23 protein-coding genes are annotated in these 16,027 nt (G+C 48.1%); 18 read left to right on the top strand and 5 right to left on the bottom strand.

Going from position 1 to position 16,027, the window contains the following annotated elements; genetic code table 11:
- On the top strand, window positions 1–967 hold a 967-nt coding region (locus HMPREF9473_RS12785; protein ID WP_006780538.1), incomplete at its 5' end, for a TrkA C-terminal domain-containing protein.
- Window positions 968–980: 13 nt separating this feature from the next.
- Window positions 981–2,426, top strand: a complete 1,446-nt coding sequence (locus HMPREF9473_RS12790; protein WP_006780539.1) for a TrkH family potassium uptake protein — start codon at window positions 981–983, stop codon at window positions 2,424–2,426.
- A 96-nt stretch (window positions 2,427–2,522) separates the two neighbouring features.
- Here the strand turns inward: HMPREF9473_RS12790 and HMPREF9473_RS12795 are convergent, their stop codons facing one another.
- Window positions 2,523–3,689, bottom strand: coding sequence for an MFS transporter (locus HMPREF9473_RS12795; RefSeq protein WP_006780540.1), 1,167 nt, complete (start codon window positions 3,687–3,689; stop codon window positions 2,523–2,525).
- Between the two features lie 135 nt (window positions 3,690–3,824).
- Here HMPREF9473_RS12795 and HMPREF9473_RS12800 point away from each other — a divergent pair, with 135 nt between their 5' ends.
- The 9 genes from HMPREF9473_RS12800 to rsfS all read left to right on the top strand — a co-directional run bounded on the left by HMPREF9473_RS12800 (window position 3,825) and on the right by rsfS (window position 8,521).
- Window positions 3,825–4,070, top strand: a complete 246-nt coding sequence (locus HMPREF9473_RS12800; RefSeq protein WP_006780541.1) for a TM1266 family iron-only hydrogenase system putative regulator — start codon at window positions 3,825–3,827, stop codon at window positions 4,068–4,070.
- Between the two features lie 175 nt (window positions 4,071–4,245).
- On the top strand, window positions 4,246–4,554 hold the full coding sequence (gene rplU, locus HMPREF9473_RS12805; RefSeq protein ID WP_006780542.1) for a 50S ribosomal protein L21: 309 nt from the start codon (window positions 4,246–4,248) through the stop codon (window positions 4,552–4,554).
- 9 nt (window positions 4,555–4,563) lie between these two features.
- Window positions 4,564–4,902, top strand: coding sequence for a ribosomal-processing cysteine protease Prp (locus HMPREF9473_RS12810; RefSeq protein ID WP_006780543.1), 339 nt, complete (start codon window positions 4,564–4,566; stop codon window positions 4,900–4,902).
- Window positions 4,903–4,905: 3 nt separating this feature from the next.
- Window positions 4,906–5,196 carry a 50S ribosomal protein L27 gene (rpmA, locus tag HMPREF9473_RS12815; RefSeq protein ID WP_006780544.1) on the top strand — a complete coding sequence of 97 codons (291 nt, stop codon included), beginning with the start codon at window positions 4,906–4,908 and terminating at the stop codon, window positions 5,194–5,196.
- An 84-nt stretch (window positions 5,197–5,280) separates the two neighbouring features.
- The gene (gene obgE / locus HMPREF9473_RS12820) at window positions 5,281–6,564 is read left to right on the top strand and encodes a GTPase ObgE (protein ID WP_006780545.1); all 1,284 of its coding nucleotides are present in this window, start codon (window positions 5,281–5,283) and stop codon (window positions 6,562–6,564) included.
- A gap of 19 nt (window positions 6,565–6,583) precedes the next feature.
- Window positions 6,584–6,877, top strand: a complete 294-nt coding sequence (gene yhbY, locus HMPREF9473_RS12825) for a ribosome assembly RNA-binding protein YhbY (protein WP_006780546.1) — start codon at window positions 6,584–6,586, stop codon at window positions 6,875–6,877.
- A 78-nt stretch (window positions 6,878–6,955) separates the two neighbouring features.
- Window positions 6,956–7,576, top strand: a complete 621-nt coding sequence (nadD, locus tag HMPREF9473_RS12830; RefSeq protein ID WP_006780547.1) for a nicotinate-nucleotide adenylyltransferase — start codon at window positions 6,956–6,958, stop codon at window positions 7,574–7,576.
- Window positions 7,573–8,178: a bis(5'-nucleosyl)-tetraphosphatase (symmetrical) YqeK gene (yqeK, locus tag HMPREF9473_RS12835; protein ID WP_006780548.1), complete on the top strand. Its 606-nt coding sequence runs from the start codon at window positions 7,573–7,575 to the stop codon at window positions 8,176–8,178. Before nadD ends, yqeK begins: the two co-directional genes overlap by 4 nt.
- Window positions 8,171–8,521: a ribosome silencing factor gene (gene rsfS / locus HMPREF9473_RS12840; protein ID WP_006780549.1), complete on the top strand. Its 351-nt coding sequence runs from the start codon at window positions 8,171–8,173 to the stop codon at window positions 8,519–8,521. Before yqeK ends, rsfS begins: the two co-directional genes overlap by 8 nt.
- 194 nt (window positions 8,522–8,715) lie before the next feature.
- On the opposite strand, the gene lexA is transcribed toward rsfS, so the two are convergent.
- A complete protein-coding gene (gene lexA, locus HMPREF9473_RS12845; protein ID WP_006780550.1) occupies window positions 8,716–9,330 on the bottom strand; it encodes a transcriptional repressor LexA in 615 nt (204 codons plus the stop codon).
- Window positions 9,331–9,629: 299 nt separating this feature from the next.
- Here lexA and yneA point away from each other — a divergent pair, with 299 nt between their 5' ends.
- Entirely contained in the window at window positions 9,630–9,929 is a 300-nt protein-coding gene (yneA, locus tag HMPREF9473_RS12850) for a cell division suppressor protein YneA (protein ID WP_006780551.1), read from the top strand.
- Between the two features lie 190 nt (window positions 9,930–10,119).
- A complete protein-coding gene (locus HMPREF9473_RS12855) occupies window positions 10,120–10,374 on the top strand; it encodes a DUF3795 domain-containing protein (RefSeq protein ID WP_006780552.1) in 255 nt (84 codons plus the stop codon).
- A gap of 131 nt (window positions 10,375–10,505) precedes the next feature.
- On the opposite strand, the gene HMPREF9473_RS12860 is transcribed toward HMPREF9473_RS12855, so the two are convergent.
- Together HMPREF9473_RS12860 and HMPREF9473_RS12865 are read right to left on the bottom strand one after the other, a co-directional pair.
- Window positions 10,506–11,558, bottom strand: coding sequence for a tyrosine-type recombinase/integrase (locus HMPREF9473_RS12860; protein ID WP_006780553.1), 1,053 nt, complete (start codon window positions 11,556–11,558; stop codon window positions 10,506–10,508).
- Between the two features lie 110 nt (window positions 11,559–11,668).
- Window positions 11,669–12,403, bottom strand: a complete 735-nt coding sequence (locus HMPREF9473_RS12865; protein WP_006780554.1) for a tRNA 2-thiocytidine(32) synthetase TtcA — start codon at window positions 12,401–12,403, stop codon at window positions 11,669–11,671.
- Window positions 12,404–12,531: 128 nt separating this feature from the next.
- On the opposite strand from HMPREF9473_RS12865, the gene HMPREF9473_RS12870 reads away from it, so the two are divergent.
- From HMPREF9473_RS12870 to HMPREF9473_RS12890, 5 genes are all read left to right on the top strand, one after another.
- A complete protein-coding gene (locus HMPREF9473_RS12870) occupies window positions 12,532–12,765 on the top strand; it encodes a hypothetical protein (RefSeq protein ID WP_006780555.1) in 234 nt (77 codons plus the stop codon).
- A gap of 148 nt (window positions 12,766–12,913) precedes the next feature.
- Window positions 12,914–13,168, top strand: coding sequence for a hypothetical protein (locus tag HMPREF9473_RS12875; protein ID WP_006780557.1), 255 nt, complete (start codon window positions 12,914–12,916; stop codon window positions 13,166–13,168).
- A 61-nt stretch (window positions 13,169–13,229) separates the two neighbouring features.
- Window positions 13,230–14,813, top strand: coding sequence for a hypothetical protein (locus tag HMPREF9473_RS12880; protein WP_006780558.1), 1,584 nt, complete (start codon window positions 13,230–13,232; stop codon window positions 14,811–14,813).
- Between the two features lie 3 nt (window positions 14,814–14,816).
- Window positions 14,817–15,050, top strand: coding sequence for a hypothetical protein (locus HMPREF9473_RS12885; RefSeq protein WP_006780559.1), 234 nt, complete (start codon window positions 14,817–14,819; stop codon window positions 15,048–15,050).
- A 10-nt stretch (window positions 15,051–15,060) separates the two neighbouring features.
- The gene (locus HMPREF9473_RS12890) at window positions 15,061–15,822 is read left to right on the top strand and encodes a zonular occludens toxin domain-containing protein (RefSeq protein WP_006780560.1); all 762 of its coding nucleotides are present in this window, start codon (window positions 15,061–15,063) and stop codon (window positions 15,820–15,822) included.
- Here HMPREF9473_RS12890 and HMPREF9473_RS12895 read toward each other — a convergent pair.
- Window positions 15,817–16,002 carry a hypothetical protein gene (locus HMPREF9473_RS12895; RefSeq protein WP_034858386.1) on the bottom strand — a complete coding sequence of 62 codons (186 nt, stop codon included), beginning with the start codon at window positions 16,000–16,002 and terminating at the stop codon, window positions 15,817–15,819. The genes HMPREF9473_RS12890 and HMPREF9473_RS12895 overlap by 6 nt on opposite strands.
- Window positions 16,003–16,027: the final 25 nt, after the last annotated feature.

Genomic DNA, 16,027 nt, shown 5'->3' on the forward strand with positions numbered 1-16,027 from the left:
GTCCCGGCTTTTGCGGTTCCCGTCGGCAATCAAGATTGACACCTTCGCCAAGGGACGGGTGGAGATTCTCAAATTTATCATTCCGGAACATTCGGTCTTACATAACATGCAGGTGTACGAGGTCACTCCCAAGCTGCGCTGCAATGTGCTGATTTGTGCCGTGGAGCGTGGGGAGGACGTGATTATTCCAAACGGTAACTTCCAAATGATGGGAGGCGACAAAGTGTACTTCGTGGCGCCTCCGGTGGAATCCATGAAGTTCTTCAAGGAAGTGGGGATTGTCAACAACAGCATCAAGACCGCCATGTTTGTGGGCGGCGGAAGAATCACCTACTACCTGGCCAAAATGCTTCAGGATACCCCCATTCAGATTAAGATTATCGAGCAGGATTTTGAGCGCTGCAAGGTTCTCAGCGAGGAACTGCCCAATGTGATGGTGATTCACGGGGACGGCTCCAACCAGCAGGTGCTGCTGGAGGAGGGCATCCGGCAGACGGAAGCATTTGCCTCCCTGACCGGCTTTGACGAGGAGAACATTATGCTGTCTCTCTACGCGGCAAGCCAGTCCAAGGCCAAGCTGATCACCAAGGTAAACCGGATTGCCTTTGAAAATGTGATTGAGTCCATGAATCTTGGCAGTATTATCTACCCGAAACTGATCACGGCGGACTCCATCTTACAGTACGTCCGGGCCATGCAGAATTCCCTTGGCAGCAACGTGGAGACCCTCTATAAAATCGTGGCCAACCGGGCCGAGGCCCTGGAATTCCGGGTGGAGAAAAACGCGCCGATGATTGGCGTGCCGCTGGAGAAACTGTCCTTGAAGGACAACCTTCTGGTAGCCTGTATTAACCGGAATGGAAAAATCATCACCCCTCGCGGTAAAGATACCATTGAGGAGCATGATACGGTGATTATCGTGACGACAAACACCGGATTGAACGACTTGAAAGATATCTTAAAGTGAGGAAGCTGGCATTATGAATATAGGGATTGTTCGATATTTTCTCGGATGGGTGTTGAATATAGAAGCCTTTTTGATGCTGCTGCCCTGTGCGACAGCAGTGGTTTATCAGGATCATACCGGGATTTATTTTTTGATTGTTATGATTATGTGCTGGTTTCTCGGCTGGCTGGCCGTGCACAGGAAGCCGAAGAACACGGTATTCTATGCGAGAGAAGGCTTTGTGACGGTGGCGCTCAGCTGGGTGCTGCTTAGCTTTTTTGGCGCATTACCGTTCTGGATAAGCGGGGAGATTCCCTCCCTGGCGGACGCGGTCTTTGAGACCATCTCCGGCTTTACCACCACGGGAGCCAGTATTTTAAACAACGTGGAGGGCCTGTCCCAGTCCATGCTGATGTGGAGAAGCTTCACCCACTGGGTAGGCGGAATGGGCGTGCTGGTCTTTCTGCTGGCGATTCTTCCCCTGGCCGGAGGCGGGTACAGCATGCATATCATGCGTGCGGAGAGCCCTGGACCTTCAGTGGGGAAACTGGTTCCCAAGGTGAAGGCCACCGCAAAACTGCTGTATCTGATTTATTTTTCCATGACCGTGATAGAGGTCATCCTTCTGCTGGCCGGGAAAATGCCGCTCTTTGACGCGCTGACCACCGGATTTGGAACGGCCGGTACCGGTGGTTTTGGAATCAAGAACAACAGTATTGCTTTTTATGATAGTTACTATCTCCAAGGAGTTATCACGATTTTTATGATTCTGTTTGGAATCAACTTTAACGTGTACTACCTCTTTTTGTTCAAGCGGCCGAAGGAGGCATTAAAGAGCGAGGAGGCCAGAACTTATCTTGGGATTATTCTGGTGTCCACCCTGCTGATAGCCTGGAACGTGAGGAGCTTTTTCCCGACTCTGTTTGACGCGTTTCATCACGCGGCCTTCCAGGTTGCGTCGATTATCACGACCACCGGATTTTCCACCGTGGACTTTGATGTGTGGCCCCAGTTTTCCAAGACCATTCTGATCTGGCTTATGTTTATCGGGGCCTGCGCCGGCAGTACCGGCGGCGGTATGAAGGTGTCGCGTTTTATTATATGGATAAAAGAGACGTTAAAAGAACTGGCTTCCCTGATTCATCCGAGAAGTGTGAAGGTGATGAAACTGGAGGGAAAGCCGATTGAGCACAATATCGTGCGCTCGGCGAATGCGTATTTTATTGTGTATATTCTGATTTTTGCAAGCTCCGTCCTGCTGGTGAGCCTGGATGAATTTGATTTCAACACCACGTTCACGGCGGTGGCGGCGACCTTTAACAACATCGGGCCCGGTATGGGCGGCGTGGGACCTGCCAGCAACTTCTCGGAGTTTTCCGTGATGTCCAAACTAGTATTGATGTTTGACATGCTGGCAGGGCGTCTGGAAATCTTCCCGATGCTGTTACTTTTCTCGCCGGGAACATGGAGAAAGCAGTAGAGAAACTGCTTTCTCCAGCATGGACGGGATAACCGTCGGCCTTGCCGTATGGCGGGATAACCGCTGTCCCTGCCATATGGCGGGATAATGTAAGCCTTACCGCTGTCGTAGCCGCCTGAAGTTGATTGCGGACAGGACAATAACCACAATCACATTGACGGACAAAATGCCGATGGCCGCCACCAGACCGATGCGGTCCGCCGCGCTTCCCACCAGCTGTGGCGTGATGATGCCGCCCATGGCGGAAATGGCGGTCAGCACCGACATACCCATGGTGGAGCCGCCGATAATCGGGCCCGCATTGGCGATACAGCCCGGATAAATGCCGGCCAGGAAGAACCCGAAGCCCAGCAGTGCCACAGTGATGACAGGCAGCCAGCTGGAGGAGATCAGGATAAAGAAGCAGATACCGCTTCCGATGGCATTCATCAACACGATAGCGCTCTTGGAATAATGTTTGGACAGGGACGCGCACACCAGTCGGCCAGCCATAATCACCAGCCAGGTGAAGGACACCATAGTGGTGGCAAATGTCTCCGTCATGATTCCCGTGCTCTGTAAATAGGTGACAAACCAGCCGTTGATACAGTTCTCCACACCCAGGTAGAAGAACAGCACAAACCCAATACAGTAAAAATCAAAGGATTTCAAAAATGCGTGCTTCTCCGACAGATTCTGGTGTTTCTTCTCCCTGCCGTCACTGGGATATTCCATAGTGGCGTAGGACAGGGTGGAGGTGACGCACAGGGCGATAATCACGTACATGATGCTCTTCCAGGTAAAACCTGCGTAGGACAGCAGCGCGGTCAGAAACGGCGCCAGAAACGCGCCGACGGCAAAGCTGCAGTGGAGCAGATTGACCATCTTGTTGGAGTTGTTGCTGATCTCGTTGACGGTCGCATTGTTGATGATGGTGATGGAGCCGCGGGCCACGCCCACCAGCGCCATAATCAGGTACATCACCGGGATGCCCGGCAGGAAGGTCAGCACCAGATAGCTGCACGGCACGATTGACGCCATAATGGTGATAGCCATGCGTTTTCCTATGGCAGAAACCATGGCCGGGAAGAACAGGCTGGCAAACAGGTTGCCGATGGCCATCATGGAGAGCAGTCCTCCGGCCAGCGCGTAGCTTAAACCCGCCTCCCGGATTAAGGATGGCAGGATGGCGCCCACCACCAGGACAGACATTCCGCTGACGGCATAACCGTAACAGCAGCGGAGGAAGACAGGATAATTCATCGTATTGTTTTTCATATTCATATTGGCAGTTCCCCTTGTTATGTACTAAAATTTGGTAAGACAGTCCGATAGAATATTATACTCGTATTAACGTGGAAACACAAGCAGAATCAAGGCAAAAATAACCGGATGATTTGACAGGTCAGGAGGACAGGGATGGAAACGAGAATTGCGGTCATAGGCATTATCATAGAAGATAAGGAGTCCGTGGCGCTGGTGAATGAGATTCTTCACCAGTATGGCAGCTATATTATAGGAAGAATGGGTCTTCCCTATGAGAAGAAGCAGGTGAATATCATCAGCGTGGTGGTTGACGCCCCCGGCGATATTATCAGCGCGCTGTCCGGGAAACTGGGAAACATCCGCGGTGTCAGCGCCAAAGCTCTGCATTCCAAGGCATGAACGGTAGGAAAAACATGAAAATTTTGAATAAAAACCTTGATTTTTTCCAATATTATTCTTGACAACACCTTATCGAAATGTTATTATGTACCAGTATGCCGCACAATGAGGTCTATAAGTTTCGGATCATTCCGGACACCGCAGTTGGCGAGTAATGATAATAGGAGGTGCCAATATGTACGCGATTATTGCAACAGGTGGAAAGCAGTACAAAGTAGCAGAAGGCGATATCATTAAGGTTGAAAAACTTGGTGTGGAAGCTGGCGAGACTGTCACTTTTGACCAGGTATTAGCTGTGAACAACGGAGAGTTAGCAGTAGGAGCTCCAACCGTAGCAGGAGCAACCGTTAGCGGAACCGTTGTGAAAGAAGGTAAAGCTAAAAAAGTTATCGTTTACAAGTATAAGAGAAAATCTGGATACCATAAGAAAAATGGTCACAGACAGCTCTATACACAGGTTAAGATTGATAAAATCAATGCTTAATCGGACGCTATGATTAACGTAACCGTATTAGTCGATTCGAAACAAAACTACACAGGGATTGAGATGTTGGGACATGCCGGCTTAGCCGATGACCATCAGGACGGACAAGAACTTGTCTGTGCCGCGGTGTCAGCGCTGACCCTCAATATGGCCAATTCCGTAGAACAGTTTACCGATGATGCGTTTGAGGCGGATATGGATGAAGAGACAGGTCTTTTCAAATTCCGGTTTGCCCAGGGCTTCAGTTCCGAGTCAAAACTCCTTATGAATTCGCTGGTCTTCGGTTTGGAAGATATCGCGGAGATGTACGGAGAACCATATATTAAAATTCGATTCGAGGAGGTGTAAGTGATGTTTAAGATGAACCTTCAGTTATTCGCTCATAAAAAGGGAGTTGGTTCTACCAAGAACGGTAGAGATTCCGAGTCTAAGAGATTAGGCGCTAAGAGAGCAGATGGACAGTTCGTACTGGCTGGCAACATTCTGTACAGACAGCGTGGTACCAAGATTCACCCAGGTATCAATGTTGGACGTGGCGGTGATGATACATTATTCGCTACGGTTGACGGTGTAGTCAGATTTGAAAGAAAGGGCAGAGACAAGAAACAGGTTTCTGTATACCCAAGAACAATCAACGAATAGTTGGAACACTGGAAGGCTTCATACCCTTAGCGTATGGGGCCTTTCTTTCTTAATTGTGACATTTCAGAAGGGTTATGGTGTAACATGTTTGCAGACAGTGCAAAAATATTTATTAAATCAGGCAAGGGCGGCGACGGCCATGTCAGCTTCCGAAGAGAGCTGTATGTGCCCTGCGGCGGTCCTGACGGCGGTGACGGAGGCAAAGGCGGCGATATCATCTTTGAGGTGGACGACGGACTCAACACCCTCACCGATTTCAGACAGATTCGAAAATACGTGGCCAAGGACGGCGAGCCGGGCGGCAAAAAACGGATGCACGGCGCCAACTCCGCTGACCTTGTGATAAAGGTTCCGGAAGGAACCGTGATTAAGGATTTTGAGACCGGCCAGGTGATTGCGGATATGTCCGGGGACAACCGCCGGGAGACGATTTTAAACGGCGGCCGGGGAGGTCTCGGCAATATGAACTTTGCCACCCCCACCATGCAGGCGCCCAAGTATGCCCAGCCGGGACAGTCCGGACGGGAATTGTGGGTGCAGCTGGAACTGAAGGTGATTGCGGACGTGGGACTGGTCGGTTTCCCCAATGTAGGGAAATCCACACTGCTCTCCAGAGTCAGCAACGCGAAACCGAAGATTGCCAACTACCATTTCACCACGTTGAACCCGCATCTGGGTGTGGTGGACTTGGACGGCGGCGCTGGCTTTGTCATGGCGGATATTCCGGGACTGATTGAGGGCGCTTCCCAGGGCGTGGGACTGGGACATGACTTCCTCCGCCATATTGAGCGGACGAAGGTGCTGATTCACGTGGTGGACGCGGCGTCCACGGAGGGACGTGACCCCATCGCCGATATCCGGGCCATCAACGCGGAGCTGGAGGCTTACAATCCGGAACTGCTGACCAGACCCCAGGTGATTGCGGCTAACAAGATTGACGCCATCTACGAGGGCGACGAGAATCCGGTGGACAAGATTGCGGCGGCATTTGAGCCGGAAGGCATCAAGGTGTATCCGATCTCGGCTGTCAGCGGCAAGGGCGTCAAGGAGCTACTGTACGCGGTTTACGAGCTGTTAAAGACCGTGGACCAGGCTCCGGTTATCTTCGAGCGGGAATTCGATATGAGCTCCTTAAATACGGCGGAACTGCCTTACACGGTGGAGAAGAACGAGGACGGGGAGTTTGTGGTGGAAGGACCGCGCATCGAGAAAATGCTGGGCTACACCAATCTGGAGTCGGAGAAGGGCTTTGTGTTCTTCCAGAACTTCTTAAAGACCTCCGGTATCCTGGAGGAACTGGAACAGGCTGGCATCGAGGAAGGCGACACCGTGCGTATGTATGGGTTCGCATTTGATTACTATAAGTAAGTAGGACAAAGGAGACGTTATGACGACGAAACAGCGTGCATATCTGAAGAGTCTTGCCATGAAGATGGACCCGATTTTTCAGATTGGAAAATCCAGTGTGACGCCGGAACTGACCGCGGCGATTGCAGAAGCGCTGGAGGCAAGGGAGCTGATTAAACTCAGCGTGCTGAAGAACTGTATGGACGACGGCCGCTCCATCGCGGAGGTACTGGCAGAGCGGACACACTCGGAAGTGGTACAGGTGATTGGTAAGAAAATCGTCCTTTACAAACAGGCAAAAGACGAGAACAAGCGGAAAATCACGCTTCCCTAGAGGGATTTTGAAAGATTATATTTGCTATTTTAGAGATTGCTATTCCGAGATTTCTGGTAGAAAAGGAGACTTCCTGCTATGGGAAAGATAGGAATCATGGGCGGAACCTTTGACCCGGTCCACAATGGCCATCTGTATTTGGGCAGACAGGCCTATGTGGAGTATGGACTCGACCGTATCTGGTATATGCCAACCGGGCAGCCGCCCCACAAAAAAGACCATCATGTGACGGATGTCACACACCGGTGCCGGATGCTGGAACTGGCGCTTGAGAAGGAGGAGGGCTTTGTGTTCTCCGACTTTGAGGTTCGCCGGGATGGATATACCTACACGGCCCAGACCCTGGCGCTTCTCAAGGAGGCGTACCCGGAGCATGAATTTTATTTTATTCTGGGGGCTGATTCTCTGTATGAGATTGAGGGCTGGTATCACCCGGAACTGGTGATTGGAGCCGTCAACATTCTGGCGGCCAGCCGGGAGTATGACGGGGGGAGCCATCGACCTATGGAGGAGCAGATTGCGTATTTAAATGAGAAATATGGCGGTCACATTCAGATGCTCCACTGCCGGGAGGTGGACATTTCCTCGGAGGAAATCCGGGAGATGGCGGCCCGCGGCAAGCCGGTGGATACCTGTGTGCCGGAGAAGGTGGCCGATTATATCCGGTCACATAAACTGTATCAGGAGGGTGAATCATGAATGACAGGGTTCCGATGATACGGAAAAAATTAAAAGAAAAATTAAAACCGTCCCGCTATGAGCACACGCTGAGTGTGTCCTTCACCTGTATGGCGCTGGCGATGCGGTACGGCTATCCACTGGACAAGGCGGAGCTGGCCGGTCTGCTTCACGACTGTGCCAAGCGGTATGACGACCAGACGATACTGGAGCTATGTGAAAAACATGGAATCGAGGTGACTCCGGCGGAGCGGCTGGCGCTGCCGGTTCTTCACGCCAAATACGGGGCGTGGATGGCGGAGCATCGGTTTGAAGTCCAGGATAGGGAGATACTGGATGCCATCGCCTGCCATACCACGGGGAAACCGGATATGGGGCTGCTGGACAAGATTCTGTTTGTGGCCGATTTTATTGAGCCAAGGCGGAATCAGGCGGAGAACCTTCCCGATATGCGGCGGCTGGCGTTTATAGACTTGGATGAGGCACTCTTTCAGATTCTGGAGGGGATGTTGGCATATCTGGAGCGGGAAGGCCAGTATATCGATTCCATGTCACAGGAAACTTATCAATATTACCTGGCCCTGCGGGAGGGCCGGACAGGAAAGGGAGATTTAGATGTCTAACTCATTGGAAATGGTAAAGATTGCGAAGGCAGCTTTAGCAGATAAAAAAGCGGAGGATATTAAGGTGATTGACATTCAGGGCGTGTCTGTTCTGGCCGATTACTTTATTATCGCCAACGGCTCCAACCCCAACCAGGTGCAGGCCATGGTGGACAATGTGGAGGAGGAGCTTGGCAAGGCAGGGTATGAGTGCCGCCAGATCGAAGGCTACGGCAGCGCCGGATGGATACTGATGGATTATGGCGATATCATTGTGCATGCGTTCTCAAAGGAAGACCGGTTGTTCTATGATTTGGAGCGTATCTGGAGAGATGGGAAACTGGTGGAAGAGGGCGAGCTGTAAGATTGGAATTTGGCTTGTCCGGATGGAAGCTGGATAATTGGGAAATTGAGATTTTGTGATTTTGAGATTGTTGATAGGGCATATGGTTGACATAATTATTTTATGTAAACTGTATGCCCTGTTTGTATGTTTATACCGCGATTTCCTGTTATATAAAAAATCCCCCTGCCATAATAGCAGAGGGATGAACCTTCTTACATCATACGAATCAAACCGACAACCTTGCCGACAATCTGCACATCATCCACAATAATCGGCTCCAGCGCGTCATTCTCCGGCTGAAGGCGGTAGTGGCCGTTTTCCTTGAAGAATCGCTTCACGGTGGCGGAATCCTCCACCAGGGCTACCACAATCTCGCCATTGCGGGCAGTATCCTGTTCCTCCACGATAATCTGGTCCCCATCGTAAATGCCCACATTAATCATACTTTCGCCCTTGACCCGGAGCATAAAGGTCTGGGCGTTCGGCAGCATCTCCACCGGAATCGGAAAATAATTCTCAATATTCTCCTCTGCCAGAATTGGCTGGCCTGCGGCTACGGTGCCCACCAGCGGCACATTCACCACTTCACGTCTTGTCAGGTTGAAGCACTCGTCGATAATCTCGATGGTGCGTGGTTTGGTCGGGTCTCTTCTTATGTATCCGTTCTTCTCCAGTGTCTCCAGATGGGAGTGGACAGAAGAGGTAGACTTTAATTTCACCGCCTCACAAATCTCACGGACTGCCGGCGGATATCCCTTTTTCAATATTGTCTCTTTAATATATTCAAGTATTTCCTGCTGTTTTGCAGTGATTCTTCCCTGCGCCATTCTATCCCTCCTGAATTATGAATCTATATGTAGGATTCTCTATCTCTTATATAGTAACATATGTTCGAAAAAAATGCAAACCTTTGTTCGAAAAATAGTCAAAAAGTCTTGACAAACATCCGTTCGGTGTTATAATAAGGATATCAGAAACAGAACATTCGTTCGCAACATTTGTTCGGAACATATGATTGGATTTGAGACAGTCCATACCGGTTACAAGAAAAGACAGGAGAACAACAAGTCACAGGGGATAAATGCGGTAGACAATACGGCAGGAGAGTACACAGGAGGGGAAACGTATGAAGAAGTTAATGATGATACTGGCGCTGGTAGTTATGATTGGCTCCAATTTCTTTGGCCATTCACTGATGAATGCCATGGCGGAGGAACCGGCCGGGCCGGCGATGAGCCGCTGCTATAAGAGTATTACGATTCAGAAGGGCGACAGTCTGTGGGCCATCGCCAAGGAGTACAGCCAGGACACGGAATTGAGCGTGAAGGAATATGTGGATGAATTAAAGCGGATGAATGGTTTAAAAGAAGATACCATCCATGCAGGGAACCATCTGACCGTTATGTATCTGGTGGCGGCTGAGTAGATGAAGCAGCGGATACAGCGGATGCTGGCTGGAAATTGGCTGGAAATGCCGGTTAGATAGTTTGATAACATGGCAATTGATTGATAAAGATTAAAGACTGGTACATTTAAAATATGAGACATGACATACAGTTGTCATGTCTCATTTGCTATTATAGAACAAAATACGACACAACACGGAGGTATCAGTTATGATTGAATCAAGATGCGGTATTTTGTGCAGTGAATGCGAATATCAGGAGCAGATGGGTTGTAAAGGCTGTGTACATATTGAGAAGCCCTTCTGGGGCGACAGCTGCCCCGTCAAGGCTTGCTGCGAAGCCAAGGAACTGGAACACTGCGGCCAATGCAGCCAGTTCCCTTGCGAACTGCTGACACAGTTTGCCTATGACGAAAACCAGGGCGACAATGGAAAACGTATTGAGCAGTGCAAATGCTGGTCTTAATTTACCAGAATACGCGCTTGAGTGTTACTACACCTGACCTTATGTGTTTCCACGGTCTGGCTGCAGGACGCCATCGCTCTTATTCTGGTGACGGTGCTGCCACAATTATCCACCAGCATCGGTTCTGATGATTACTGCTCCCGGAGTTTCACCGCATTTCTGGCACTGCGCCGGCGTTCATCTTCCAGGGCGGCGTAGTGCTTTTTCGTGGTGTTGACGTCGGTATGGCCGAGAACATCCGCCACCAGGTAGATATCGCCGGTTTCCCGGTATAAATTGGTGCCGTAGGTGCTGCGCAGCTTGTGGGGCGTAATTTTCTTCAGCGGTGTGACGATTTTTGCATATTTCTTCACCAGGTTTTCCACACTGCGGACAGAGATGCGTTTCATCTGAAGGGACAGAAACAGTGCATCCTCGTGGCCGGATTCCGGAATCAGGTGTTCCCGTTCCTCCAGGTAATCGAGGAGCGCTTCCTCCACCTCCATACCGAAGTAGACGGTCACTTCCTTGCCGCCTTTTCGGTGGATGCGGATACCGCCGTTTTTGAAGTCCACATCGGAGATATTTAAGCCCACACACTCGGACACACGGATTCCCGTGCCCAGAAGCAGGGTCAGCATGGCCAGGTCCCGCAGCTTTGTCTTCTCGTGAAAGGCTTTCTGCTGTTTAGTCAGAGAGTCACCCCGTTCCACCTCATCCAGGAGAAGAGCCACCTCATCGATATCCAGGCGGATGATTTCCTTCTCATGGAGCTTCGGCAGCTGCACCAGGGCGGCCGGATTGTTCTTTAACATCTCATTGCGGTAAAAATAGTTATAAAAACTCTTTAACGAGGCGATTTTCCGCATGATGCCTCGTTCCTTGTTGACGACTTCCTGGTTCTTCTCATTGAACCGATACTTTAAGTACTCCATATATTCTTCCAAATCGGAGACTCTCAGCTGGTCTAAGTGGGAGATCGTGATATCCTGCATGGTCAGCTTGCTCAGCTCCGGATTTTCCTTCATCAAAAAGTCAAAAAACACCTTCAAATCATAGGCATAGGCGATTCTAGTGCGGGATGACGTCAGCGGCTCAATGCCACGGAAAAAGGTGGAGCAGAAGAGTGGCAGTGACTTAATCAGCTCCCGGAGCTTCTTCGTGTTTTCCCGGTCTTTCTGCTCATAATATGGAAGATTAGCCATGATAGATACCTCCTGAAATTTGTTGTTATAATCTTGCAATCCTGCTAAACACCTGCTAAATGCCAGGCGAGAGACTGGCAGATGGAATCGATAGATGTGCGTATGTGCGATTATCTGCGTATGGAAGCAATTTCCGGCCATCCATCAATATTTCCGTTCAAAATTGCATGAAACATGCGTTCCTTCACACCTGGATTTTCCTTTTCCAAGCTCTTCGTTAATAATTTAACATATTCCCGTTTTGTATGACCGTCCACCGGGCATGGATTTTTGCACACGGGAAGCTCATATTTATTCTTGAATCCGATGACATCGGCCTCATCCACATACATCAACGGCCGAATCACGGATAAATCCATTCGGTCCAAATAGGTGTAAGGCGAAAATGCATAAAAGCGTCCCTCATAGATTAAGGACAACAACATGGTTTCCACCAAATCGTCCTTGTGGTGTGCATAGGCAATTTTATTGCAGCCCAAGTCCTTGGCGGCCTGGTTCAACGCGCCTTTCCGCATCTTGGCGCAGAGGGCGCATGGGTTGGATTCTTTGCGGATATCAAACAATATTTTTCCAATCTCCGTAGAAACGATGGTATAAGGAACGGATAATCGCTCACAGAGTTCTTTTACCGGAGTGAAGTCAGATTCCTGGAAGCCCAAATCCACCGTAATAGCCGACAGCTCAAACGAATTAGGATAAAAACGTTTCAACCCCTGAAGTGCATATAACAGCGTCAGGCTGTCCTTACCGCCCGAGACCCCGATAGCAATATGGTCACCAGGAGATATCATCTGATAATCGTCGATAGCCTGGCGTGTTAAACTGTATAATCGCTGTAATTTCATAGTGATAATAACTAGCCCTTTCTAACCCCTTTTTCCTTCCCATCTATTCGTTAAAGTAGACTTTCGCGAATAGTTGGATTGGTCTCTATTATCATATCACAAATGATAACAAAAAGGAAGGTTTGATTATGATTTCCATGGGTAGAATTCCTGTTTCTTCGTCAAGTAATGCGGACTATGTTATGTCTCCAGATTTCGAAGATTTCGACACATTTTCAGGTGAACTTGATTATGGTTCCCTTGAAGATATCGGCACAATGGTTTCAGATATCAGGGATATTGGTATCTGTGGATTGTTCCTCTTATCTCTCATTACTGGTCTTCTGATGTTCCAGATATTCAGCCGTTACATAAGGAGTTGATGCTATTATGATGTTCGATGAGTTGCTTGATTTATGTGTTCGTTTTATTTCCGCTGGGTTTCTGCTGGGTGCTATTCCTATGCTCTTCGGGCTTGGTATCCATGTAGTGATTCATATATATAAAAACTTTTAAAAGGAGGTCTTCACAATGATGAAAGACAAAATGAAACTTGTTGTTGCTGGTGCAGTTACGACTGCTGTCAGCATGCTGGGTGCCGTTCCAGCTTTTGCTTCTGAAAGTGTCAGTGTTACAGGGGCTCTTACTACTGCCTGTCAGACAATTGCATCTGAGGTGTCTGCTGCAATTGGCGGGGTTATCCCCATTGCATTACCGCTTGTAGGAGCTGGTATTGTCGTTACTGTCGGCTTAAAAGTATTTAAGCGTGTGGCTGGCAAGGCATAAGATTCTATCTTCAGCGGAAGCGATTTCGTTTCGCTTCCGCTACTTTTTAGGAGGTGTTTTGATGATAAAACGTATTGGCTGTTTCTGCCTTTCAACGCTCCTTGTTCTGTCTCTGACTATGGTTTCCTATGCTTCTTCATCTTCTCTCACTCTTAACCCGGCTACGTATGTAATTAACCTTCTGCTTAACTCCTGTGGCGTACAGACGTCGCTTTCCGGCATGTCTGCATGGCTTGGGCAGTGGTCTGGTTATGATGATTACATGCTCCAGGGGGAGCGCAAACAGCTTGGCTCCTTTTCGCAGTGGCTGTATGATAAGTCCCAGGGTCTGGCTGATGACCCATCTGTGCAGAAAGCACGAAAGCAGATGGATATGCTGATAGGCATCGGTGATAAATCGTTTGGTGATAATGTTGCTATTTCTGACGGTGAATCCTCTCTGTATGATGGCATGAAAGACTTTCTTTCGGAGTTTCCGGCTTATGGTACAGACAGCATGGAGTTTCCATATGCTCCTGGTGCTGATTTTCCAAATGACTCTGATTCTTTTGGACTCAGTCTTCTTCCTTATCCCGGTTGTTCTAATTTTAGTTCATCGTATAGGTATATTTTTTCAATTTTATATCCACGTGATGTGGCTTTGTCTTACGATTTTAAGCCGTCTAAAAAATTCAATTATGACCGCTTATATATGAATTTTTATATCTTTGATAGAGACTTTTCTAATTCATTTTTTTATTCTGATGGTGATAGTCTTATTTATTGTCTTGCTGATAAATTGGGTACAGATGACGCTGGTTATTCTGTTGCTAAATTTTCTGGTGGTGGAAAACTTTATGATATTGATTTAAGTTATTGGTATGGAGAGACATATTATCCCAATAAGATACCTCTCAGCCTGTTAACATACCCTATGATTAATGCTATTCCTTTGCCTGTATTTGCTGATAAGGCTTCTGCGGAAGCATATGTTTATGAAGGTAAATTAGACGGTCTGCTGAATAACAGTAAACTGCCTGTTTCTGCTGTCTGGCCCGTACTGCAGAAAACGGCTCCGGTATCGGTTCCCGCTTCGATAACGCTTCCGTCATCTATCGAGGATGCGCTCAAATCTCTCGAATCCGTACAGAATGCTGTCGATGAAGATGCACTGAAAAATGCTATCATTTCAGGTGGTCTTGCTATCAATTGGGGAAGTGATATTCCCGACGAAACGGATACGCCTACGGATGAAGCTGTTGACGGTGATTTGACCGAAGTTTCTCTTAAACTTTCAACACTGATTAAGGCGGTTGAAGCAATCCCCTCCCGCATCTCCATTGCTGTTTCGGACTTTTTTCACAAGGAAACGGAAGTGGATGACGACGACTTGGAACGCCTGAAAATTTCAGAGGTTATCATTGATAAATTTCCATTCTGCATACCCTTTGACTTATTCCATTTAGTGGAGGTACTCTCCTCTTCTGCCGAGGCTCCTAATATCAGTTTGCCACTCCGTCTTGACTGGGGCGGTTATCATTTTGAACATATCGTTGTTATTAATTTTGACGACTGGGCACCCGCTGTGCATATACTCCGGGTGATGCTTGACTTGCTCTTTACGGCTGGTCTTATCTCTGCTACTCGTGGATTAATAAGGGGGTAAATGATGGATGCTTTAATTAAGGCTTTTAACAGTGTTTTGATGATGGTAATGGAACTACTGCCGGACTCTCCTTTTCGTGGATTTATTGATTCTGTCGGCTCCATACCGTATATTGGTTTTCTCAATTACTTTGTCCCGGTGAGCGATTTTGTCACTCTTTTGACGGCCTGGACGTCTGCGATTATCTTGTTTTATGCGGTCAGTGCATTGCTCCGCATTATCAAGGCAATCGAATAAGGAGGTAACTATGATAGTACTGTATAGTGGTACTCCCGGTTCTGGGAAGTCTCTTGACACGGCATCCACAATCTACAAATGGTGTCGTCGTCGTGCCCCGATTATCTGTAATTTTCCTGTCAATGTGGATAACATCCGTACACCACATAAAGATATCCACTATGTACCAAACTGGGAACTTGACCCGGACAAACTGGTGGAGTTTTCGAGAGAATATTTTAAGGGAAAGAAGTGCAAGGAAGACAGCATACTGCTTGTGATTGATGAAGCACAGCTTCTTTTCAACAGCCGTGACTGGTCTAAAAAAGGACGTGACAGGTGGAATTGGTTTTTTACCATGCATCGTCATTTTGGCTATTTTATCATACTCTGCGCACAGTTTGACCGCATGCTTGATAGACAGGTTCGTGGACTTATTGAATATGAGTATGTACACCGTAAAGTGCTTAACATGGGATGGAGGGGACTGCTTCTCTCCTGTCTCATGCTCTGCCCGGTTGGCTTATTCGTGAAGGTTAAAATCTGGTACCCTATGAAGGAGCGTATTGGCTCTGAATTTTTCCGTTGCCAGCGTCGCTATTACAGTATCTATGATACGTTTGCCATGATAGATACCGTATCAGAAACAGAGATTGACACAGTGGTGGAAAGTGAGGAAGGGGAACGGGGCCCCGCCGAGGTTTCCGCCACTGTGGCAACTATGGACGATGTTGAAAATGATACAGAAATTGACATAGAATCTCCTGTTGATATTGAGTTAAATGTTTCATGAATCTTGCTCAATATCCTTCTGTATTAGATTATTTATATATGCGTTAACTGACTTATAGCCTTTTCTTTTTGCTTGATTTTTTATAGTCTCTTTTTGTCCTTTTGGTACTTGTACTTTAATTGTGTCATAGGTTTCTTTTATAAAATCATTAATATATTTGGATTGGTTAAAATCACTCATTCTTTACACCTCATGTGCATTATGG

The organism is Hungatella hathewayi WAL-18680 (assembly GCF_000235505.1).
Lineage (GTDB): Bacteria > Bacillota > Clostridia > Lachnospirales > Lachnospiraceae > Hungatella_A > Hungatella_A hathewayi_A.